Genomic DNA, 20825 nt, shown 5'->3' with positions numbered 1-20825 from the left:
CTTCTTGGCAAACCCTGCCCGGCGCGGCTCGGACCCTGTCCACGCCGCGGTTGAAATTCTTCGTCCGGATTGCGCTCGCGGGTCAGGTCCCTCGGGGGACTTCTTCGCGCCGCCCGGCAGCGCCGCGATGTGACCCGTATGCCTCCTGGTTGCCTCTCAAGCCTTGTTCTTGTTGTAGACGTCGAAGACGACGGCGCCGAGCAGCACCAGGCCTTTGACCACCTGCTGCCAATCGACATTGACGCCCATGATCGACATGCCGTTGTTCATGACGCCCATGATGAAACCGCCGACCACCGCGCCGATGACCTGGCCGACGCCGCCCATCGCCGAAGCGCCACCAATGAACACCGCGGCGATGACGTCGAGTTCGCTGCCGAGGCCCGCCGCCGGCACCGCCTGTCCCAAGCGCGCCGCGATAATCAGGCCGCCGAGTGCCGACAGCACGCCCATGTTGATGAACACCATCAACGTCAGCCGTTCGGTCTTGATGCCCGATAGCTGCGCTGCCTTGGCATTGCCGCCCATCGCATAGATGCGGCGGCCGATCGTCATGCGTTTGGTAACGAAGACGAACAACGCGATCAGCACGCCCATCACCATGAGAACGATGGGCAGGCCCCTATAGGTGGCGAATTGGTAGACCAGAAACAGCGCCAGCCCGCTGATCACCAGGGTCTTGACGACGAACAGCGAGAAAGGCTCGGCTTCGTAGCCATGCCGCTCGCGGGTGCGCCGCGCCCTGAGCCCGAAATAGGCATAGGCGAGCACGGCGGCGAGGCCGATCACGATAGTCGTCAGGTGCAGCGTCAGGCCGCTGCCGACAATGGTTTTGCCGGCGGCGTTCACGGTCGGTGGTATCAGCGTCAATGGGCCGATCAGGTCCGGAATGAAGCCGGAACTCAGCGCCTTGAAGCCGACTGGAAGCGGCCCCACGGAAGACCCGCCACCCAGCAACGCCTGACAGATGCCGCGGAAGATCAGCATGCCCGCCAGCGTGACGATAAAGCTCGGTATTCGGTGATAGGCAATCCAGTAGCCTTGTGCCGCGCCGATCGCGCCACCCACGATCAGGCAGACGATCGACACCACCAGCGGATTGCTCAATGGGCCAAGCGGCCAGATAACCATCATCATCGCCGCCAGTGCGCCGATGAAGCCGGCGACTGAGCCGACGCTGAGATCGATATGGCCCGAAACGATCACCAGAAGCATGCCCAGCGCCATCACGATGATGAAGCTGTTCTGCTGCACGAGATTGCTGAGGTTCACCGGCTTGAACAGCGTTCCGGACGTGGTGAACTGGAAGAACACCATGATTGCGATCAACGCCAGCACCAACCCGTATTCGCGCAGATTGGTGACCAGCGCCGAGACGGCAATGCGAGGTGCCTGTTGTATATCCTGGGCGACGCCGGTTTGCGGCCCGGGAGCGCTTTCGGTGCTCATGATGCTTTCCCTTCTCCACGGACGATGGCGCGCATGATCTTTTCCTGGCTGGCGTCGCTCGCCGCCATTTCGCCGACGATGCGTCCTTCGTTCATGACGTAGATGCGGTCGGTGATGCCGAGCAGTTCGGGCATTTCCGACGAGATGACGATGATTGCCTTACCCTCGGAGGCGAGACGCGCGATGATCGTATAGATTTCATATTTGGCGCCGACATCGATACCGCGTGTCGGCTCGTCGAGGATCAGCACTTCCGGATTGGCGAACAGCCATTTCGACAGCACCACCTTCTGCTGATTGCCGCCAGAAAGGTTGCCGGTCATCTGGTAGACGCTTGAGGCGCGGATATTGGTCCTGCCGCGATAATCGTTGGCGACGGAAAGCTCGCGCAAATCGTCGATCACGCCATGGCGCGAGACGCCGGGCAGGTTGGCCAGCGTGATGTTATGCTTGATATGGTCGATCAAGTTGAGACCGTAGGTCTTGCGGTCCTCCGTAACATAGGCGATGCCGTGTTCCACCGCCTTGCTCACCGAAGAGACATCGATCGGCTTGCCGTTAAGGAACACCTCGCCCGTGATGCGACGGCCATAGGACCGGCCGAACAGGCTCATGGCAAACTCGGTCCGGCCGGCGCCCATCAGCCCGGCAATGCCGACCACCTCGCCCTTGCGGGCGTTGAGGTTGATGCCCTTGATGACCTGCCGCTCGGCATGGATGGGATGGTAGACCGACCAGTTTTTCACTTCGAGAACGGTCTCACCGATCTTCGGCTCTCGCGGCGGGTAGCGGTCGTCGAGCGAACGGCCGACCATCGAGGTGATGATGCGGTCCTCCGAGATGTCCTTCTTGGCCAACGTCTCGATGGTCCGGCCGTCACGGATGATCGTGACCTTGTCGGCGACCCGGTTCACCTCGTTGAGCTTGTGGGAGATCAGGATCGAAGTGATGCCCTGCCGCTTGAATTCGAGCAGCAGATCGAGCAGCGCCTGGCTGTCCTTTTCGGACAGGCTCGCCGTCGGCTCGTCCAGAATGAGCAGCTTCACTTCCTTGCTGAGCGCCTTGGCGATCTCGACCAGCTGCTGCTTGCCGACGCCGATATTGGTGATCAGCGTGTTGGGGTCTTCCTTGAGGCCGACCTTCTTGAGCAGGGCGCTGGTGCGCGTCTCGTTGGCATTCCAGTCGATGACGCCGTATTTGGCCTGCTCGTTGCCGAGAAATATGTTTTCGGCGATAGACAGCATCGGCACCAGCGCAAGCTCCTGGTGGATGATGACGATGCCCTTGCGCTCGCTGTCATGGATGCCTTTGAAATGGCACTCATCGCCGCGATAGATGATCTGGCCGTCATAGGTGCCGGACGGATACACACCCGACAGCACCTTCATCAGCGTCGACTTGCCGGCGCCGTTCTCGCCGACCACGGCATGGATCTCGCCTTCCTCGACCATGAGCTTGACGTTCGACAGCGCCTTGACGCCTGGAAACGTCTTGGTGATGTCGCGCATCTCCAAAATCGTCGATGCCATTGAGAATACCACTCCTGCGAGGTCCGCAAACAATACCGGGCTGGCTCGCCAACGAAAAGGGGCCCTGCCTGCGCAGGACCCCAGGCTTTGTAACCGCGATTACTTCAGTTCTTCGGCCTTGATGTAGCCGGAGTCGACCACCAGGGCCTGGTAGTTCGACTTGTCGACGTCATGCGGCGTCAACAGGATCGAGGGAACGACCTTGACGTCGTTGTTGTAGGTCGTGGTGTCGAGGCCTTCCGGCTTGCCGCCCGAGAGCACCTTGTCGACGAGTTCGACCGTCGCCTTGGCGAGTTCGCGGGTGTCCTTGAACACGGTCGAATACTGTTCGCCGGCAATGATCGCCTTGACCGAAGCGGTCTCGGCGTCCTGTCCGGTGACGATCGGCCATGGCTGATCGGCAGTGCCGTAGCCTACGGCACGCAGCGAAGCGATGATGCCGCGCGACAGGCCGTCATAGGGCGAGAGCACGCCATCGACGCGGCTGCCGTCCGAGTAGTTGGCGGAGAGCAGATTGTCCATGCGGGCCTGGGCGGTTGCCGCCAGCCAGCGCAGCGTGCCGACCTTGTCCATGCCCATCTGGCCGGACTTCACGACGAGGGTCTTGTCGTCGATCAGCGGCTGAAGAACCGACATGGCGCCGTTATAGAAGAAGAACGCATTGTTGTCGTCCGGCGAACCGCCGAACAGCTCGATGTTGAACGGGCCTTTCTTCTCGGGATAGCCGAGGCCCTTGAGCAGCGATTTGGCCTGGATGACGCCGACGCCGAAATTGTCGAAGGTGGTGTAGTAGTCGACATTTGGCGTCTTCTTGATCAGGCGGTCGTAAGCGACGACGACGACGCCGGCGTCATTCGCCTTCTGCAGCGCATCGCCCATCGTGGTGCCGTCGATCGAAGCGATGATCAGCGCCTTCGGGCCTTTGGTGATTTCGTTTTCCAGCTGGCTGAGCTGGTTCGGAATGTCGTCCTGCGCGTATTGCAGGTCGACAGTGTAGCCCAGAGCCTCGAGCTGGGACTTGACGGCGTCGCCGTCGTTGATCCAGCGCTGCGAGGTCTTGGTGGGCATCAGCACGCCGACCAGGCCTTCGCCCGCTTGCGCCGGCAGCGTCATAGCCGCGATGCCTAGGGCCGCGACGGCGGCCAGTGTCTTGATAATCTTCACATTAACTCTCCCTGGTTGATGGACGCGTACCCTTGGGTTTCGTGGGCCGCGCAATCGTGCAGGAGCGCCAAACGCGCCGCTGCCGTCAATCGATCTCCGGTATCCTCCCAATCGGCCCCGAAACTCTGGTTTCAATCGATACGAGTTTTCCCTCGTCACCGACCGTCAAGTCTCAGGACGCGCGAAGGGTGTGTCGCTTTGCCATAACTGTCAAATGCGATCTTTGATGGTTGCTATATCGAGACTGATATGGCTTAGGCTAGTGACGACGCTGCCGGATCCAGCTGGGGCGCCGGGCGTAGGAGTAGGGAAAAATCATGGCGGCGCTGCGAAACCCTGGCGGAATATCAGCCGGTTACGATGAAATCCCGGGTGATGGCGGAACCTTGCTGCGCAGCGGCTTGAGCCTGCGTCACATGCGCATGATCGCAGCCCTCGACGAGCACGGGCGGGTGAGTGCCGCGGCCCAGGTCATGAACATCTCGCAGCCGGCGGCTTCGCGCATGATCGCCGAGATGGAGGCGGTGCTCGACGTCAAGCTCTGCGAAAGGCTGCCGCGCGGCATCACGCTGACGCCCTATGGCAAGGCATTGGCACGGCGCGCGCGATCGATCCTGCTCGAGATGCGCGAGGTCGACCGCGAGATCTTCGAGCTCAAGGCGGGCAAGGGCGGCTCGGTGTTCCTAGGCGCGGTCACGGCACCGGCGATCGAGCTGGCGGTGCCGGCGATCCGCGAGATCCGGCGCCTCTATCCGCGCATCGAAATCACCATGCAGGTCGAGACCTCGAACGTGCTGGCGCGCGAGCTGATCGCCTCTCGGCACGATTTCATCATCGCCCGCATCCCCGACGACCTCAATCCGCGGCTGTTCGAGGCCCGCGTCATCGGCGTCGAGAAGGCCTGCCTGATCGTGCGCCGCGGCCACCCGCTGACCAAGGGCAAGGCAGTGCGGTTGGAAGACACCGCCGCCTATGACTGGGTTTTCCAGTCGGGCGGCTCGCCGCTGCGCCAAGCCATGGAAAGCAACTTTTTGAACCGCAACATCGCGCTGCCGGATCGCATCCTCAACACCAGCTCGCTGTTACTGACTCTGGTCATGGTCGCGCAATCCGACGCGATCGCGCCGGTGTCGATCCAAGTCGCGAAGTTCATTCAGAACCCCGAAGGGCTCGACGGCGCCATCGACGTCGTCCAGACCGAGTTCGACATCGAGGTCAGGCCCTACAGCCTGATCACGGTAAAGAACCGCGCGCTGTCGCCGGCGGCCAAGATGCTGCACGATTTTATTTTGCGGGAGGTGGGCTGAGGATTGGAGCGGGTAGCGGGGCGCATCCCGTGGCCGGCCAGACGACCAGACAGGCCCACCAGCAGCGGCGCCGATGCACGTCGGCCACAACTGCTGCGTGATGCTCAAAAAAAGCCCGCCAGCAGAAGCCAGCGGGCCAAGGGTAGACATTCCGGTTGGGGTCATTCGAGGCCCCGCCGACCCTCAATGTGAGATATTCGACGAACTGGCACATCGGCCAAACAGATGAAGGACGGCCAGCAGCTGTAAAACTGCCTGTAAAGCCGCAAGTTTTCAACATCGCCAACTCAGGCGCAACCCGTGTGGCAAAAGCTGGAGCGGGTAGCGGGAATCGAACCCGCGCGTTCAGCTTGGGAAGCTGACAAGCTACCATTACATCATACCCGCGCTGGTTCCTCCGATATCATGGCCCGGCGCCGATGCGCAATCCGGTTTGAGGGCTCGGCTTGATGCCGGGCGGTCAACTGCGTATTTCTGGGCATGTGCCCGAATCGCGGCACCCGACTGTGGAGACAGGCCTTGTCCGCACTGAACCGCTTTCTCGGCGATACGCCGCTCCGGGTGATCTTGAAGCTGCTTGTGGTGTCGTTCCTCGTCGGCCTGGTCATGAATGCCTTCGGCTGGTCGCCGATGGACGTGCTCTACGGCATCCGCAAATTCTTCATCGACCTGTGGAATTTGGGCTTCCACGCCATCGACCGCTTCCTCGGCTACATCCTGCTCGGCGCCGCGATCGTCGTGCCGGCCTTCATCCTGCTCAGGATTGCCAACTACCGGAAGTGACTTTTCAGGCGTAGGCAGCAGCCACCTCGAACAGGATGGCGTGGCGTGCGGCAAGTGCTGCGACATCCGTTGAATAGCCGCCGCCGATAACCCCGCACACCGGGACGCCTAGCGTGCGGAAATGGCGGATCACCATATCGTCGCGGGCGCGCAGCCCGTCATCCGTGAGCGACAGTCTGCCGAGCCGGTCCTCGGCATGGACGTCGACGCCGGCATTGTAGAAGACGAGATTCCAGCGCGCTCGCGCCGACAGCTCCGGCAGGATGGCGCCCAGCCGCTCCAGATAGGCTGCATCGCCGGTGCCGTCGGGCAGGGCGACGTCGAGGTTGGAGGCGATCTTGCGCGCGGGGTAGTTGCGGTCGCCATGCATGGAGAAGGTGAACACGCGCGGCTCGTCGTTCAGGATATCCGCCGTGCCGTCGCCCTGATGCACGTCGAGGTCGACGACCAGGATGTTTTGGGCGGCACCTTCGGCGAGCAGCACCAGCGCGGCAACGGCCACGTCGTTGAAGGTGCAGAAGCCGGCGCCTTGCGCGCGCCGCGCGTGATGACTGCCGCCGGCCGTGTTGCAAGCGATTCCGTTCAGCAAAGCCAGCCGCGCCGCCAGCACCGTGCCGGCCGTGGCGAGCTGCGCCCTCAGCGAAACCCGCGGTCCCACGGGAAAGCCGATCTCGCGCTCGATCCTCACCGGCACGTCGCAGGCAAGCACCTGGTCGACATAGTCTGCAGCGTGGGCAAGCTTCAGCCATGATGGCCGCGCCGCCGCTGGCATGTTGAGCGCTTCGGGCCGCGCCAGGCCGCGTGTCCGCAAGGCTTCCATTAGCAGCGGATATTTGCTCATCGGGAAGCGATGGTTGACGGCGAAGCCGGCGTCGTAGTCGGGATGATGAACGATCTGCAAGGGCGTGGGACGGCCGGTGCGCCAGAGGCGGGTTTCGGTTGACCATACCGGGATGGATGGTTGCGCGAGGTCCGCAAATTGGGGCACATCGGCTAGCCGATCAAGCCGCAACAGGAAGCGACACGCGTTTGGAGCAGGCTTTACCCACCGAAGCCCACGTCACCGAAGCCAGGGCTTTCGTGGTCACCAACCGTTCGGTGCTCGCCATCGCCGTGCCGATGACGCTTGCCTATCTGACGACGCCGTTGCTCGGAATTGTCGACACGGCGGTGGTCGGACAGTTCGGCGACGCCGCCCTTCTCGGCGGCCTGGCGGCCGGCGCCCTGATCTTCGACGTCGTCTTCACCACCTTCAACTTCCTGCGCTCCGGCACCACCGGCCTCGTCGCCCAGGCCTTCGGGCGCGGCGATGCGCTGGAGGAGCAGGCGGTGTTCTGGCGCGCCGTGCTGATCGCGGTCGTCGCCGGCATCGTGTTTGCCGCACTTGCGCCCCTGGTTTCGGCTGCCGGGCAATGGTTCATCGGCGCCGAGCCGCGCGTCGGCGCGGCGATGGACGTCTATATCCGCATCAGGATGCTCGCAGCACCGTTCTCGCTTATCAATTACGCCATCCTTGGTTATGTGCTGGGGCGCGGCGAGGGCGGGCTAGGGCTGATGCTGCAATTGATACTGAACGGCATTAACATCGCCCTCTGCTTCCTGCTTGGCCTGGAGCTTGGCTGGGGTGTTGCCGGCGTCGCCTGGGCGACGCTCACCGGCGAATTCGTCGCCATGCTGCTTGGTCTCGCCATCGTCGGCCGGCGCTTCTGGGCCGCACCCAGGCTGCCACGCCATCGCGTGCTCGATCTGGCGGCATTCCTGCGCATGATGTCGCTCAATCGCGATATCATGATCCGCTCCTTCTCACTGCTCGCCGCCTTCGCGCTGTTCACCCGCCAGGGCGCGCAGTTCGGCACTCTGACGCTGGCCGCCAATGCCGTGCTGATGAACCTCTTCCTGGTTGCCGGCTATTTCCTCGATGGATTCGCCACCGCCGCCGAACAGCTCGCCGGGCGCGCCATCGGCGCCCGTGCCGCCACGGCGTTTGACCAGGCGGTGCGGCTGACGCTGTTCTGGGGGCTCGGTCTGGCCGGCGCTGCGACGCTCTTCTTGTTGCTGGAGGGCACGGATCTGATCGCCCTGATCACGACCTCGACAGACGTCCGCGCCATTGCCGACATCTACCTGCCGTGGGCGGCGTTCGCTGCGCTCAGCGGCGCGCTGGCCTTCGAGATGGACGGGGTGTTCATCGGCGCGACATGGTCGCGCGACATGCGCAACATGATGCTGTTGTCGTTCCTGGCGTTCAGCGCCGCGTTGGTGATCCTGGCACCGGCGTTCGGCAATCACGGCCTGTGGGCCGCGCTGCACGTGTTCCTGCTGGTGCGCGGCTTTAGCCTGCTCGCTATATTGCGGCTGCGGGTGCGCACGGCCTTTAACTGATCGCTAAAGCGGTTTCGTCGCCCAGTGATCGAGGCGGCTGTCGCGAAGCTCGCGCAGCGATTTCAGCCCTTGACTGTCCATGAAACGGACCATGCCGGAAAGAATGCGCCCCGGCAGCGCCGGCCCGGCATAGATCATGCCGGTATAGAGCTGGACGAGATCGGCGCCGGCACGGATCTTTTCCAGCGCCGTCTCGGCGGAATCGACGCCACCGACGCCGATGATGGCGGAATCCGGGCCAAGCAGTTTTCGCATCCTTGCCAGCACGATGGTCGAGCGCTCGAACAAGGGTTTTCCCGAAAGCCCGCCGGTCTCGCCGGCAATGCCGGCGTTGCGCAGGCCGGGTCGCGCGATCGTGGTGTTGGAGATGATGACGCCGTCTATTTGCTTGTCGGTGATCTCGGCGGCGATGTCCTCCAGTTCGGCCTCGACCAGGTCCGGCGCGATCTTGAGAAAGACGGGCGGCTTTGCCGGTGCCGCCGCACGCGCGGCCATGACCCGCGACAGGAGTTCACCAAGCTGTTCGCGCGCCTGCATGTTGCGCAGGCCCGGCGTGTTTGGCGAGGAGATGTTGATCGTCAGATAGCCGGCGTATCGCGCAAACCTGATCACGCCGCGCTCATAGTCGCCGATGCGGTCGGCGCTGTCCTTGTTGGCGCCGATGTTGACGCCGACGACGCCGGCGCGGCCCTTGCGGGCAGCAAGACGCTTTTCCGCGGCGGCGTGGCCTTCATTGTTGAAGCCCAGCCGGTTGATCACTGCCCCGTCCGAAGGCAGCCGGAAGATGCGCGGCTTCGGATTGCCCGTCTGCGGCAGCGGCGTGATCGTGCCGACCTCGGCGAAGCCGAAGCCGAGGCCGAGCAGCGCGTCCGGCACTTCGGCATTCTTGTCGTAACCCGCGGCCATGCCGAGCGGGTTCGGAAAATCGAGCCCGCAGATGCGTGTCTTCAACCTGTCGTCTCGCAAAGGGCGCCCGGCGACCGGCAGGCCGCATCTCAGCGCGGCAATCGACAGCCCATGCGCGGTTTCCGGATCGAGCGTGAACAGCAGTTTTTGGCCGATCCGGTCGAACGCGCTCATTCGGCCTCCAGCGCCGGGAATTCATGCCGGCCGTGGGCGCCGAGCGGCAATGCCTGCACAGAAACGACCGCATTGAGGCCGAGCCCGCCGTAGAGATGAGGGAACAAGGCGCCGCCGCGCGAGACCTCATATTTCAGCGCGTCGCCGAGGCGCGCGCTGTCGACGGCGACCAGCAGCAACCCGCTTTGGCCGGTGAAATGTCTGGCCGCCGTTTCCCGAACCTGCCCGGCGGTGGAAAAATGGATGAAGCCCTCGGCGACGTCGATCGGCGCGCCGGTGAAGCGGCCTTCTCTTTCAGCCTCGCGCCACAGCGCCTCGGGAACTATCTTGTAGATGATCTCGGACATCATTGCGCTATAGTCCGAACAGATCATGCGGGGAAGGGCAGGCCCGCGTTCTTCCCCATTTCAGGTTCTTCCCCAATTCCGGCGCAAACTGTGATAGATTGCGCCGACTGGCTCATGGAGGAAAACATGCGTCTGAAACACGTCTTGATCCCCGCAGCACTGGTCTCGCTTGTCGCAGCTTCGGCCTTTTCCGAGGAAGCCGATCGCTACCGGCTGGAAAAATCGGCCAATGGCTATGTGCGCATGGATACGCAGACCGGCGCCATGTCGCTCTGCGTGGAGCGTTCCGGTCAGCTCTTCTGCAAGACAGCGGCCGACGAACGTGCCGCCTTCCAGGATCAGGTCGACCGGCTGCAAAATTCGGTGAAGGCGCTCGACGAACGCGTCGCCAAGCTCGAAAATTCGCTAGCCGCCCGTTTCGAATCGACTTTGCCCAGCGAGGAGGATTTCAACAAGACGATGGGCTACATGGAGCGCTTCCTGCGCAGCTTCATGGATATCGTCAAGGACATGGACAAGGACGAAGACGGCGCCAAGCCCAATTCGCAAAAGACCTAGGCAATTCGCAAAAAGACCTAGGGCGGGAATAGCAAGCCGGCCACGCCGAACAGCAGGCGTAGCGTTATGATCGTTCAGATCCTGCAAGGCGGAAAATCGCCAACGGGATTCGGGGAGGGATATAACCGTTGGGCTACACATTCGTCATTGCCGACGATCATCCGCTTTTTCGCGGTGCATTGAGGGAGGCACTCGCCGGCATCGGAGATGTTGCCGCCATTCACGAGGCCGGCGATTTCGAAAGCGCCAAGGCGCTGGTCCTGGCCAATGAGGATGTCGATCTGGTCCTGCTCGACCTCTCGATGCCGGGCGCAAGCGGCCTTTCCGGCCTGATCTCGTTGCGCGGCATCCATCCGGCGGTGCCGATGATGGTGGTCTCGGCGCATGACGATCCGGTGACGATCCGGCGCGCGCTCGACCTGGGCGCCTCGGGGTTCATCTCCAAATCGGCCAGCATGGAAGAGATCCGCAATGCGGTGCAGTCGGTGCTCGCAGGCGACATCGCGGCACCCGCCGGGGTCGATCTCGGCGTCGAGCGCGATCCCGAGATTTCCGACCTGATCAAGCGGCTGCAGGCGCTGACGCCACAGCAGACGCGCGTGCTCGGCATGCTGGCGGAGGGACTGCTCAACAAGCAGATAGCCTATGAGCTCGGCGTCTCCGAAGCGACGATCAAGGCGCATGTCTCGGCCATCCTGCAGAAGCTCGGCGTCGACAGCCGCACCCAGGCGGTCATCCTTTTGTCCAAGATCGGCAGCGACCCGGTTCAGGCGGCTGGCTGATTCTCATTCGGCCGCCGGCGCCAGCGGCCTGACCCTGGCCATCATCGAGCGCAGCATCGCCGGTTTCAGCGGTTTGCTGATCACCGGCACGTCGAGCCTGCCAGCAGCGGCGCGAACCTCGCTGGAGCGGTCGGCGGTGACCAGCACGGCCGGCAGGTCCTCGCCATGGATCGCACGCAACTGGGCGATCAGTTCGAGGCCGGTCTTGTCGTCGAGATGATAGTCGGCAAGCACAATGTCCGGCCGATGCATGGCGGACCTGTCGAGATCCTCCGCGCCGGAAAGCGTGTCGACGCTGCAGCCCCAGCCCTCGAGCAGCAGCCGCATGCCGTCGAGGATGCGGCCGTCATTGTCGATGCAGAGCACATGCAGCCCGGCAAGCGAGGTCGTAGCGCGGGCAGGCGGCTTCGCCTCGGCCTCGCGCCGCGGTGCCTGCACGGCCGCCACCGGCAGCAGCACGGAAAAGCGCGTGCCCTTGCCGGGATTGGAGAAGATCCGGATTTCAAGGCGCAGGACGCGGGCGATGCGGTCGACGATGGAGAGCCCCAGGCCGAGGCCTTCCGCCTCGCGCATGCCCTCGTCGAGCCGGGTGAATTCGCGGAACACGGTGTTGAGCTTGTCGCCGGCAATGCCGATGCCGGTGTCGATAACCTGGATCTCGGCCAGTTCGCCGCGCCGCCGCACGCCGACCAGGATGCGGCCATGGCGCGTATATTTGATGGCGTTGGAGACCAGGTTCTGGATCAGCCGGCGCAGCAGATTTCGATCCGTCATGACGCTGAGCGACGACGGCATGATCGAGAGTTCGAGCTTCTTTTCGGCGGCAAGCGGCCGGAAGTCGTTGCCGATCTGGCGCAGCAGCCCGTCGAGGCCGAAGCTCGTATCGTCCGGCTTCATCGCGCCGGCATCGAGGCGCGAAATGTCGAGCACCGCGCCGAGGATGGTCTCGACCGATTCCAGCGACGATTCGATATTCATCGCCGCCTTACCGGCAGGCCCCTTGCCGGTCTTCTCGATCAGCGACGAGCAATAGAGGCGGGCGGCGTTCAGCGGCTGCAGGATGTCGTGGCCGGCGGCAGCGAGGAAGCGCGTCTTGCCGAGATTGGCCTCCTCGGCCAGCATCTGCGCCTGCGCCAGCTCCTCGTTGACGCGGGTGAGCTCGGCGGTGCGGCTCTTCACGCGCTGTTCCAGCGATTCATTGGCGCGCTTCAGCGCCAGATCCTGCTCGACGCGCCCTGAGATGTCGGCATAGGTGGCGACGATGCCGCCGTCCGGCATCGGATTGGAGCGCAATTCCAGGATGCGCCCGCTGGTCTTCAGCTCCATCTGCCATGGGCTGACGAAGCTGGTCAGGCGGTTTAGCATGGTGACACGCTGGTCTGCCGGTATATCGCCGCGCTCGGCAAGGTGGCGCAGGATATGATCGAGCGAAACGCCGACCTGGCCCATCTCGTCTGGCAGGTCGAACAGCGCCCGGTACTGGCGGTTCCAGCAGATCAACCGCAAATCGCGGTCGAAGACGGTGATGCCTTGTTCCATCTGGTCGAGTGCGATCTGCAACAGGTCGCGATTGTGCTGTAGCGCCTCGGTGGCGTCGTCGAGCAGGCGGAAGGCGTCCTTGGATTCGCGGTCGTTGCGGCGCAGCAGCAGCGACAGGATCAGCCGCGCCGAGGAGGAGCCGACGGCACTGGCCAGAAGCTGCTCGGAGAAGCGGATGACATCCATGCTGGCCTGTTCGTTGCCGTGCAGTGAAGTGCCGCTGCTCTTCTCGAATGACTGGAAGGAGCGCTCGGTGCGTTCGACACCGAGATAGCGCGCGATCGTGTCCTTGAGGTCGTTGACGGTGATCGTGGTGCGGAAGCGGCGCAGGCTCGGCAGCGGCCCCGCCTCGCGCGGCACGAAGATCGACGCCTGGATGCGTTCCAGCGGCACCGACGCGCGTGACAGTGAGCCGAACACAAAAAACAGCGTGTTGATCGACAGGCTCCACAGCACGCCATGGTTCAGCGGCTCGGCGACGGTGCCGAACAGAGCCTGCGGCCGCAATGCATCGAAGCCGAACAGGCCGTGGACGAGGATGCCGGTGTCGGGCGCGGCGAGCGAGGGAAGCAGCAGCGTGTAGCTCCAGACGACGATGCCGGCCACCATGCCGAGTGCCGCACCCCTTCCGTTGGCGCCGCGCCAGACCAGGCCGCCGATCATTGCCGGCGCGAACTGCGCGATCGCGGCGAACGACATCAGGCCGATCGAGGATAGCCGCGCGCTGTTGGTGCTCTCGCGATAATAGAGGAAGGCGATGAACAGCATGATGAAGATCGCCGCCCGCCGCACATTGAGGATGAGCGTCGACCAGTCCTCGCTCTCTGAGGTCGTGGTCCGCAGCAGCCGGCGCACGAACAGCGGAATGATCAGGTCGTTGGAGATCATGATCGACAGCGCGACGCTTTCGACGATCACCATTGCCGTCGCCGCCGACAGGCCGCCGATAAAGGCGGCCATGGCCAGAACGTCGTGGCCGCTGAACAGCGGCAGTGACAGCACATAGAGGTCGCTGCTGGTCCTGGGGCCGACCAGTTCCAGGCCGGCCAGCGCGATCGGCAGCACGAACAGGTTGATTGCCACGAGATAGAGCGGAAACACCCATGTCGCGGTGCGCAGCTCGGCCTCGCTGCGGTTCTCGACGATGGTCACGTAGAACTGGCGCGGCAGCATGAGGATGGCAAAGCCGCTCAGGCATGTCAGTACCAGCCAGGTCGCGAGCGAGGTGTTGTAGCCCATCGCCTGGCGCACCTGCGTGTTTTCGGCGAGCCGGTCGAACATATCGCCTGGCCCGCCGAAGATCAGAAACGTGACCATCAGGCCTATCGCCAGGAAGGCGGCGAGTTTGACCACGGTTTCGACCGCCACCGCCAGCACCAGACCGTCCTGGTGTTCGGTGGCGTCGGCATGGCGCGTGCCGAACAGCACGGCAAACAGCGCCAGCAGCATGGCAACGACAAGCGAGATGTCGCTGACGAACGGATCGAACGACGGCGGCGAGCCGGTATAGTGCTCGACCATCAGGCTGACCGAGCCGGAGATCGCCTTCAATTGCAGCGCCATGTAAGGCACCGCGCCTATGGTTGCGATCAGCGTGGCGATCGCCGCGACAGCGAAGCTCTTGCCGTAGCGGGCGCCGAGAAAGTCGGCGATCGAGGTGATCTTCTCGGTCTTTGCCAGCCTGACGATGCGCTGCAGCAGCGGAAAGCCGAACACGAACACCAGAACCGGTCCGATATAGATGCCGAGGAATTCGAGGCCGCGCTCGGAGGAGAGCCCGACCGAGCCGAAGAAGGTCCAGGAGGTGCAGTAGATGGCGAGGCTGAGCGCATAGATAAAGGGCCGGGCGCGGCCAGGCCCGGATGAAGTCGAGCGCCGGTCGCCCAGGCTGGCGATAGCAAACAGCAACGTCACATAGGCGATCGCGATGATGACGATGAACCAGCCCTGCACGCCTCGAACTTCCTCCCTGCGCCGGCTTTTTCATCCGGCCTTGCAGACGCAATCACAGCTTGGCCACCGAGTCCATCGCGGCTTTCGGCGCATTATGGCCGCGGCTTCGCGCAATCCAGGCCGGGGAAACACGTCTTTGCTCCTGTCGCAACCGCAGGTTTTTGCTATTCTGCCTGCCGGTCGATGCCGAGGGCGTGGACGGCAGCACGGCCGGTCAGGAAAAGGAGGGTCGAATGCTGAAAGAGTTTCAGGAATTCATTTCCAGGGGCAATGTGATGGACCTGGCCGTCGCCGTCATCATCGGCGCTGCCTTCGGCAAGATCGTCACCTCGCTGGTCGACGACATCATCATGCCGGTCATCGGGGCGATTTTGGGCGGATTAGACTTCAACAACTACTTTCTGCCCTTGTCCTCGGCCGTTAACGCCACATCGCTGGCGGATGCCAAGAAACAGGGCGCGGTCTTCGCCTATGGCAGCTTCATCACCGTGGCGTTGAACTTCCTTATTCTCGCCTTCATTATCTTCCTGATGGTCAAGGCGGTGAACAATCTGCGCCAGCGGCTGGAGCGCGAGAAACCGGCTACCCCGGCCGCTCCGCCACCAGCCGACGTCGCGCTGCTCACCGAAATTCGCGATCTCCTCGCCAGAAAGTAGCGCCTGCGGCAACTTTCTGGACCAAAACCCCGGTCGCTTGCGGCCGGGGTTTTCTGTTTTCGTCCGCCCTGAAACACGCTAGCAGTCGAGCAAACGAAAACGGACCCATCCATGACCCTGATCGATACTCTGCGCGCCGAAGCGCGGGCGGCGCCCGAAAGCGGCATTGTCGCCCTCATGAATCGTGGCCGCGGCCGCGACGGTATGATCCCGCTTTGGGCCGGCGAGGGCGACCTGCCGACGCCTGCCTTCATCACCGATGCCGCCGCCAAGGCGCTGGCCGCGGGCGAGACCTTCTACACCTGGCAGCGGGGCATTCCCGAACTCAGGCAGGCGCTCGCCCGCTACTACACCAGGCATTTCGGCAAGACTTTCGCCAACGAAGAATTCATCGTCACCGGCTCCGGCATGCATGCCATCCAGATGGCCATCGACGCGGTGGCCGGCAAGGGCGACGAACTTGTCTACCTGTCGCCGGCATGGCCGAATTTCGCCGCCGCCGCCGGCGTGGCCGGCGCCGTTCCGGTTGCAGTCACCCTTGATCAGTCCGGCAATGGCTGGTCCTGCGATATCGACAAGATCGCAGCGGCGATCACGCCACGGACCAAGGCGCTGTTCGTCAACACGCCGTCCAACCCGACCGGCTGGACCGCCGACAAGGAGACGCTGCAGGCAATCCTCGATCTCGCCCGCGAAAGGGGCCTGTGGATCATTGCCGACGAGATCTATTCGCTGTTCCACTACGGCCATGGCCGCGCGGCGTCGTTCATCGACATCATGGCCGATGAGGACCGCATCCTGTTCGTCAATTCCTTTTCCAAGAACTGGGCGATGACCGGCTGGCGCATCGGCTGGATCAAGATCCATCCCGCCTTGCAGCAGGTGTTCGAGAACCTGGTCCAGTATTCGACTTCCGGCGTTGCGCAGTTCATGCAGCGCGGCGCCGTCGTCGCCCTCGACGAGGGCGATGCCTTCATCGTCGAACAGGTGGAGCGGGCGAGGGCGGCGCGCGACCTCGTCTGCGGCATTCTCGCCGAAACCGGCAGGGCGCGGTTCACCGTGCCGCAGGGCGCGTTCTATCTGTTCTTCGCCGTCGACGGCATCACCGATTCCCGCGCTGCCGCTTTCGACATGGTCGACCGCGCCAATGTCGGCCTGGCCCCCGGCACCGCCTTCGGCCCCGGCGGCGAAGCTTTCCTCAGGCTATGCTTCCACCGCCGCCTCGACCAGCTCGAAGAAGCCGCGCACCGGCTGGCGAAATGGATGAAGACTGTGTGAGGTGTGTTGAGCTTCGCGCCAGGCATCGCAGCACTGAAAAATGAGGCGGCACCGATAGGCGGCTTCCGCAATGGTGCCCGTAGCGGCGGAGGTTACCCGCCCGACTTCGGCACCAGCAACGGAATGACGCGGTCGCTCTTGGCCACTGAAGGCCGGCCGGCCGAACCGTAGGGAATCCCCAACGCATCCCATGTCTCGACTAGCGCGTCCTGTAAGGAGGCAATCAGCGCGTCAGAATGGAACGGTGTCGGCGTGATGCGCAGCCGTTCGGTGCCGCGCGGCACTGTCGGGTAATTGATCGGCTGGATATAGATGCCGTGCACGCCGAGCAGGCGGTCGCTGGCCATCTTGCAGAGCTCGGGATCGCCGACCAGCAGCGGCACGATGTGGGTAGGTGACTCCATTACCGGCAGGCCGGCCGCGGCAAGCACTTCCTTGGTCCGCGTCGCCTGACGCAGCTGCGCGTCGCGCTCGGCCTGCGAGCGCTTGAGATGGCGGATCGAGGTGGTTGCCGCGGCAGCGATCGCCGGCGGCAGCGCCGTGGTGAAGATGAAGCCCGGCGCATAGGAGCGCACGGCGTCGATCACGGCGCTGGTACCGGTGATGTAGCCGCCAAGCGTGCCGAACGCCTTGGCCAGTGTGCCCTCGATGATGTCGATGCGGTCGGCCAGCCCTTCGCGCTCGGTGATGCCGCCGCCGCGCGGCCCGTACATGCCGACGGCATGGACCTCGTCTATATAAGTCATCGCATTGTAACGCTCGGCGAGGTCGACGATCTGCTTGATCGGCGCGATGTCGCCATCCATCGAATAGACGCTCTCGAAGACGATCAGCTTGGCACGCTCGCGGCCGGCCGCCTGCAGCAGGCTTTCGAGATGCGCGACGTCGTTATGGCGGAAGATCTTCTTCTCGGCGCCCGAGCGCCGCACACCCTCGATCATCGAAGCGTGGTTAAGCTCGTCCGAGATGATCAGGCAATTGGGAAGCAGCTTTGCAATGGTCGAGATCGACGCTTCGTTTGAAACGAAGCCGGAGGTGAAAACCAGTGCCGCTTCCTTGTCGTGCAGGTCGGCAAGCTCCAGTTCGAGCTCGACCAGCGGGTTGCTGGTGCCCGAAATGTTGCGGGTGCCGCCGGCCCCCGATCCCATTTTGCCTGCCGCCTTCTGGAACGCGGCGATGACGTCGGGATGCTGGCCCATGCCGAGATAATCGTTGGAGCACCAGACGGTGATTTCCTCGGCGCGGCCATTGGCACGCCAGATGGCGCGCGGGAATTTTCCCACGATACGCTCAAGGTCGGCGAAGACGCGATAGCGACGCTCTGCATGGAGCTGGTCGATCGCTTCCTCGAAGAACCGCTGGTAATTCATGTCGCCTTCCCAATTTTGCGCGGGATCATAGTCATTGGCCTATTCGCCGTCCACCGCACCGTTTTGGTCAAAATGCCACGCCCCAGGCCTGTTCCTAACGACCACGGAACGTGGCCTATTCCCTTGATGTGGATCAATCTTGTTTCAGGACAATGCCACCCGCCGATGAGACTGGTTACCGCAGATTGTAATGGCCTGGCGGCAGGTTTTCCAGTACGGCGACGATTGAGACAGTTCCGATAAATCATGAATAGCGAGGATGCGGATGACGGTTTTGGTGACAGGCGGTGCCGGCTATATCGGCAGCCATATGGTCTGGGAGTTGCTGGACACGGGCGACAGCGTCGTCGTCCTCGACCGGCTTTCGACCGGCTTTGAATGGGCGGTGGCTCCGGAAGCAAAGCTCGTCGTCGGCGATGTCGCCGACAAGGAATTGGTCGCCTCGATCATCCGCGACAACAAGGTCGACGCGATCATCCATTTCGCCGGCTCGATTGTCGTGCCCGAATCGGTGGCCGACCCGCTTGCCTATTACGAGAATAACACCTGCAAGACACGCACCCTGATCGAGACCGCGGTGCGCGAAGGCGTGCCCAATTTCATCTTTTCCTCGACCGCCGCCGTCTATGGCGGCGCCGGCCTGGAGCCGGTGCGCGAGGACGCCAGGCTTGCGCCGGAATCGCCCTACGGCCTGTCCAAGCTGATGAGCGAATGGATGCTCCGCGACGCGGCTATTGCCTATGGGCTGCGCTATACGGCGCTGCGCTATTTCAACGTCGCTGGCGCCGACCCGAAGGGCCGCACCGGCCAGTCGACGCCCGGCGCCACGCATCTGATCAAGGTCGCCTGCGAGACGGCGCTCGGCAAGCGCCCCTTCATGCAGGTGTTCGGCACCGACTATCCGACGCCGGACGGCACCTGCATGCGCGACTATATCCATGTCAGCGACCTGGCGGCGGCGCATCGGCTGGCCCTGCAGCGGCTGCGTGCCGGCGGATCGAGCCTGGTCGCCAATTGCGGCTACAGCCACGGCTATTCGGTGCTCGAGGTCATCGACAGCGTACGCCGCGTCTTCGGCCATGATTTCGAGGTGCGGATGGGCGAGCGCCGCCCCGGTGACGCCGCCGCGGTTGTCGCCAATTCGGAGCTGGCCCGCGGCGAACTCGGCTGGACCCCGCAGCGTGACAACCTCGACCAGATCGTCTCCGATGCGCTTGCCTGGGAGCGCATCCTGACCAGCAAGAATTCGGCTCTGGGCTAAGCGCGGGCTCTCCGCAAGGGCTCGTCGGCAGGAGGCAGAGGCGCTATTGAAGGGCCTCACGGCTGAGCGTGCAGGCGTTCGGCTGCGTTCGACTTGGGGGCGGCATGAAAATATCGGTGCTTGGAGCCGGCGTCGTTGGCACGGCGGCGGCCTATTGTCTGGCCAGCGACGGCCATGAAGTCACGGTGATCGAGCGCCATCCGGCGGCGGCGCGCGGCACCAGCCAGTCGAATGCCGGCCTGGTATCTCCCGGCGATGCCACCGCCTGGGCTTCGCCCGCCGCGCTTAAAACGTTCCTGCGAGCCCTCTACAACCACAATCTCGGCATCAAGGTGCGGCTGCGCTTCGATCCGTATTTTGTCGCCTGGAGCCTGCGCTTCCTGCGCCAGTGCACGCACAAGCGCATGCGCGCCAACACCGAGATCAAGCTGCGGCTGGCGCTCTATTCGCGCAACTGCATCAACGCCATCTCCGCCGACACCGGCATCCACTATGACGAGCGCAAGAAAGGCATTCTGTATTTCTTCCGCTCGCAGCAGAGCTTTGATACCGGGATCGACAATTACCGCTATCTCGGCGAACACGGCCTGCCGATCGAGATCGTCGGCCGCGACCGGCTGGTCGAGCTCGAGCCAGGCCTCGCCGGCGCCAAGGACAAGATTGCCGGCGGCGTCTATTCGCCGATCGACCAGACCGGCGATTCCAGTCAATTCACGCAGCGCCTCGCTGCCTATGCCGCCGAAAAACTCGGCGTCCAATTCCTCTACGGCACGACGGTCGAAGGCCTCGACATCGACGGCGACCGGGTGCGCGCGGTGATGAGCTCGGCCGGTCCGGTGGCTGGCGATGCGGTGGTCATCTCGATGGGGCCGGAGAGCGGTCTGCTCGGCCGCCGCTACGGCATCGACCTGCCGGTCTATCCGGTGAAGGGCTATACCGCGACCATCCCGCTGGAGGATGAGGGCAAGGGGCCGACCATGGGCGGCGCCGACGAGGACCAGCTGATCGCCTATTCCAGGCTCGGCAACCGGCTGCGGCTCACTTCCACCGCCGAATTCACCGGCTTCGACCGCACCCACCGGCCGAGCGACTTTGCTGCCATGTTCAAAACCGGCAAAGAGCTTTTTCCCGGCGCCTTCGACGAGAGCAAGGCCGTGCTCTGGGCCGGCTTGCGCCCGATGATGCCGAACTCCGTGCCGGTCATCGGCCGGGCGCGGTATGACAATCTATATCTCGATACCGGCCACGGCCATCTCGGCTGGACCATGGCCTGCGGTTCGGGAAAATTCCTTGCCGACGTGGTCGCCGGCCGCAAGCCGGAGATCGATCCACAAGGATTGCTCTACGCGGGCTAGCAACGGCCTGACCGCAGGGCGCCATGAGCTCG

At 63.5% G+C, this 20825-nt stretch carries 17 protein-coding genes and 1 tRNA gene; 9 read left to right on the top strand and 9 right to left on the bottom strand.

Annotated features, from left to right (window positions below):
• Nucleotides 1-156: 156 nt before the first annotated feature.
• From mmsB to chvE, 3 genes are all read right to left on the bottom strand, one after another.
• Nucleotides 157-1449, bottom strand: coding sequence for a multiple monosaccharide ABC transporter permease (mmsB, locus tag NKH29_RS20170; protein ID WP_352790962.1), 1293 nt, complete (start codon nucleotides 1447-1449; stop codon nucleotides 157-159).
• Entirely contained in the window at nucleotides 1446-2978 is a 1533-nt protein-coding gene (gene mmsA, locus NKH29_RS20165; RefSeq protein ID WP_023719487.1) for a multiple monosaccharide ABC transporter ATP-binding protein, read from the bottom strand. The genes mmsB and mmsA overlap by 4 nt, the downstream gene beginning before the upstream one ends.
• A 99-nt stretch (nucleotides 2979-3077) precedes the next feature.
• Nucleotides 3078-4142 carry a multiple monosaccharide ABC transporter substrate-binding protein gene (gene chvE, locus NKH29_RS20160; RefSeq protein WP_023719486.1) on the bottom strand — a complete coding sequence of 355 codons (1065 nt, stop codon included), beginning with the start codon at nucleotides 4140-4142 and terminating at the stop codon, nucleotides 3078-3080.
• A 317-nt stretch (nucleotides 4143-4459) separates the two neighbouring features.
• Between chvE and NKH29_RS20155 the strand changes: the two genes are divergently transcribed.
• Nucleotides 4460-5449, top strand: a complete 990-nt coding sequence (locus NKH29_RS20155; protein WP_352716963.1) for a LysR family transcriptional regulator — start codon at nucleotides 4460-4462, stop codon at nucleotides 5447-5449.
• A gap of 313 nt (nucleotides 5450-5762) precedes the next feature.
• Here the strand turns inward: NKH29_RS20155 and NKH29_RS20150 are convergent.
• Nucleotides 5763-5836: transfer RNA gene (locus NKH29_RS20150), tRNA-Gly, on the bottom strand.
• Between the two features lie 132 nt (nucleotides 5837-5968).
• Here NKH29_RS20150 and NKH29_RS20145 point away from each other — a divergent pair.
• On the top strand, nucleotides 5969-6232 hold the full coding sequence (locus tag NKH29_RS20145; RefSeq protein ID WP_023677362.1) for a DUF6460 domain-containing protein: 264 nt from the start codon (nucleotides 5969-5971) through the stop codon (nucleotides 6230-6232).
• A gap of 4 nt (nucleotides 6233-6236) precedes the next feature.
• On the opposite strand, the gene NKH29_RS20140 is transcribed toward NKH29_RS20145, so the two are convergent.
• Complete coding sequence (locus NKH29_RS20140) at nucleotides 6237-7073, bottom strand: histone deacetylase family protein (RefSeq protein ID WP_245278609.1); 837 nt, start codon at nucleotides 7071-7073, stop codon at nucleotides 6237-6239.
• Nucleotides 7074-7189: 116 nt separating this feature from the next.
• Here NKH29_RS20140 and NKH29_RS20135 point away from each other — a divergent pair, with 116 nt between their 5' ends.
• A complete protein-coding gene (locus tag NKH29_RS20135; protein ID WP_031194167.1) occupies nucleotides 7190-8614 on the top strand; it encodes an MATE family efflux transporter in 1425 nt (474 codons plus the stop codon).
• 3 nt (nucleotides 8615-8617) lie between these two features.
• Here NKH29_RS20135 and NKH29_RS20130 read toward each other — a convergent pair whose 3' ends face one another.
• Together NKH29_RS20130 and NKH29_RS20125 are read right to left on the bottom strand one after the other, a co-directional pair.
• Nucleotides 8618-9694 (bottom strand): quinone-dependent dihydroorotate dehydrogenase, encoded by a 1077-nt coding sequence (locus tag NKH29_RS20130; protein ID WP_023719481.1) that lies wholly within the window; start codon nucleotides 9692-9694, stop codon nucleotides 8618-8620.
• Nucleotides 9691-10041 (bottom strand): DUF952 domain-containing protein, encoded by a 351-nt coding sequence (locus tag NKH29_RS20125; protein WP_353000460.1) that lies wholly within the window; start codon nucleotides 10039-10041, stop codon nucleotides 9691-9693. Before NKH29_RS20125 ends, NKH29_RS20130 begins: the two co-directional genes overlap by 4 nt.
• A gap of 126 nt (nucleotides 10042-10167) precedes the next feature.
• Between NKH29_RS20125 and NKH29_RS20120 the strand changes: the two genes are divergently transcribed.
• On the top strand, nucleotides 10168-10599 hold the full coding sequence (locus NKH29_RS20120) for a hypothetical protein (protein ID WP_023719479.1): 432 nt from the start codon (nucleotides 10168-10170) through the stop codon (nucleotides 10597-10599).
• 128 nt (nucleotides 10600-10727) lie between these two features.
• Nucleotides 10728-11381 (top strand): response regulator, encoded by a 654-nt coding sequence (locus NKH29_RS20115; RefSeq protein ID WP_023719478.1) that lies wholly within the window; start codon nucleotides 10728-10730, stop codon nucleotides 11379-11381.
• Between the two features lie 3 nt (nucleotides 11382-11384).
• On the opposite strand, the gene NKH29_RS20110 is transcribed toward NKH29_RS20115, so the two are convergent.
• Nucleotides 11385-14873, bottom strand: a complete 3489-nt coding sequence (locus NKH29_RS20110) for a PAS domain-containing hybrid sensor histidine kinase/response regulator (protein WP_352817568.1) — start codon at nucleotides 14871-14873, stop codon at nucleotides 11385-11387.
• 233 nt (nucleotides 14874-15106) lie between these two features.
• Here NKH29_RS20110 and mscL point away from each other — a divergent pair, with 233 nt between their 5' ends.
• Together mscL and NKH29_RS20100 are read left to right on the top strand one after the other, a co-directional pair.
• Nucleotides 15107-15529 (top strand): large conductance mechanosensitive channel protein MscL, encoded by a 423-nt coding sequence (mscL, locus tag NKH29_RS20105; protein WP_023719476.1) that lies wholly within the window; start codon nucleotides 15107-15109, stop codon nucleotides 15527-15529.
• A gap of 111 nt (nucleotides 15530-15640) precedes the next feature.
• Nucleotides 15641-16807, top strand: a complete 1167-nt coding sequence (locus NKH29_RS20100; RefSeq protein WP_353000451.1) for a pyridoxal phosphate-dependent aminotransferase — start codon at nucleotides 15641-15643, stop codon at nucleotides 16805-16807.
• Between the two features lie 92 nt (nucleotides 16808-16899).
• On the opposite strand, the gene hemA is transcribed toward NKH29_RS20100, so the two are convergent.
• A complete protein-coding gene (hemA, locus tag NKH29_RS20095; protein ID WP_023719474.1) occupies nucleotides 16900-18177 on the bottom strand; it encodes a 5-aminolevulinate synthase in 1278 nt (425 codons plus the stop codon).
• A 265-nt stretch (nucleotides 18178-18442) separates the two neighbouring features.
• On the opposite strand from hemA, the gene galE reads away from it, so the two are divergent.
• Both galE and NKH29_RS20085 read left to right on the top strand, forming a co-directional pair.
• Nucleotides 18443-19438: a UDP-glucose 4-epimerase GalE gene (gene galE, locus NKH29_RS20090; protein ID WP_023719473.1), complete on the top strand. Its 996-nt coding sequence runs from the start codon at nucleotides 18443-18445 to the stop codon at nucleotides 19436-19438.
• Between the two features lie 104 nt (nucleotides 19439-19542).
• On the top strand, nucleotides 19543-20793 hold the full coding sequence (locus NKH29_RS20085) for a D-amino acid dehydrogenase (RefSeq protein ID WP_353000449.1): 1251 nt from the start codon (nucleotides 19543-19545) through the stop codon (nucleotides 20791-20793).
• Nucleotides 20794-20825: the final 32 nt, after the last annotated feature.

The sequence above is a fragment of the Mesorhizobium sp. M1295 genome (genome assembly GCF_040318135.1).
Lineage (GTDB): Bacteria > Pseudomonadota > Alphaproteobacteria > Rhizobiales > Rhizobiaceae > Mesorhizobium.
The sequence above is the reverse complement of the archived record's forward strand: the minus strand, read 5'-3'. Positions and strand labels throughout refer to the sequence as shown.

Coding starts and splice junctions, on each gene's coding strand:
- mmsB (WP_352790962.1), bottom strand. CDS start 1,449: ATGAGCACCGAAAGCGCTCCCGGGCCGCAAACCGGCGTCGCCCAGGAT.
- mmsA (WP_023719487.1), bottom strand. CDS start 2,978: ATGGCATCGACGATTTTGGAGATGCGCGACATCACCAAGACGTTTCCA.
- NKH29_RS20155 (WP_352716963.1), top strand. CDS start 4,460: ATGGCGGCGCTGCGAAACCCTGGCGGAATATCAGCCGGTTACGATGAA.
- NKH29_RS20140 (WP_245278609.1), bottom strand. CDS start 7,073: ATGAGCAAATATCCGCTGCTAATGGAAGCCTTGCGGACACGCGGCCTG.
- NKH29_RS20135 (WP_031194167.1), top strand. CDS start 7,190: ATGGTTGCGCGAGGTCCGCAAATTGGGGCACATCGGCTAGCCGATCAA.
- NKH29_RS20130 (WP_023719481.1), bottom strand. CDS start 9,694: ATGAGCGCGTTCGACCGGATCGGCCAAAAACTGCTGTTCACGCTCGAT.
- NKH29_RS20125 (WP_353000460.1), bottom strand. CDS start 10,041: ATGTCCGAGATCATCTACAAGATAGTTCCCGAGGCGCTGTGGCGCGAG.
- NKH29_RS20120 (WP_023719479.1), top strand. CDS start 10,168: ATGCGTCTGAAACACGTCTTGATCCCCGCAGCACTGGTCTCGCTTGTC.
- mscL (WP_023719476.1), top strand. CDS start 15,107: ATGCTGAAAGAGTTTCAGGAATTCATTTCCAGGGGCAATGTGATGGAC.
- NKH29_RS20100 (WP_353000451.1), top strand. CDS start 15,641: ATGACCCTGATCGATACTCTGCGCGCCGAAGCGCGGGCGGCGCCCGAA.
- hemA (WP_023719474.1), bottom strand. CDS start 18,177: ATGAATTACCAGCGGTTCTTCGAGGAAGCGATCGACCAGCTCCATGCA.
- galE (WP_023719473.1), top strand. CDS start 18,443: ATGACGGTTTTGGTGACAGGCGGTGCCGGCTATATCGGCAGCCATATG.
- NKH29_RS20085 (WP_353000449.1), top strand. CDS start 19,543: ATGAAAATATCGGTGCTTGGAGCCGGCGTCGTTGGCACGGCGGCGGCC.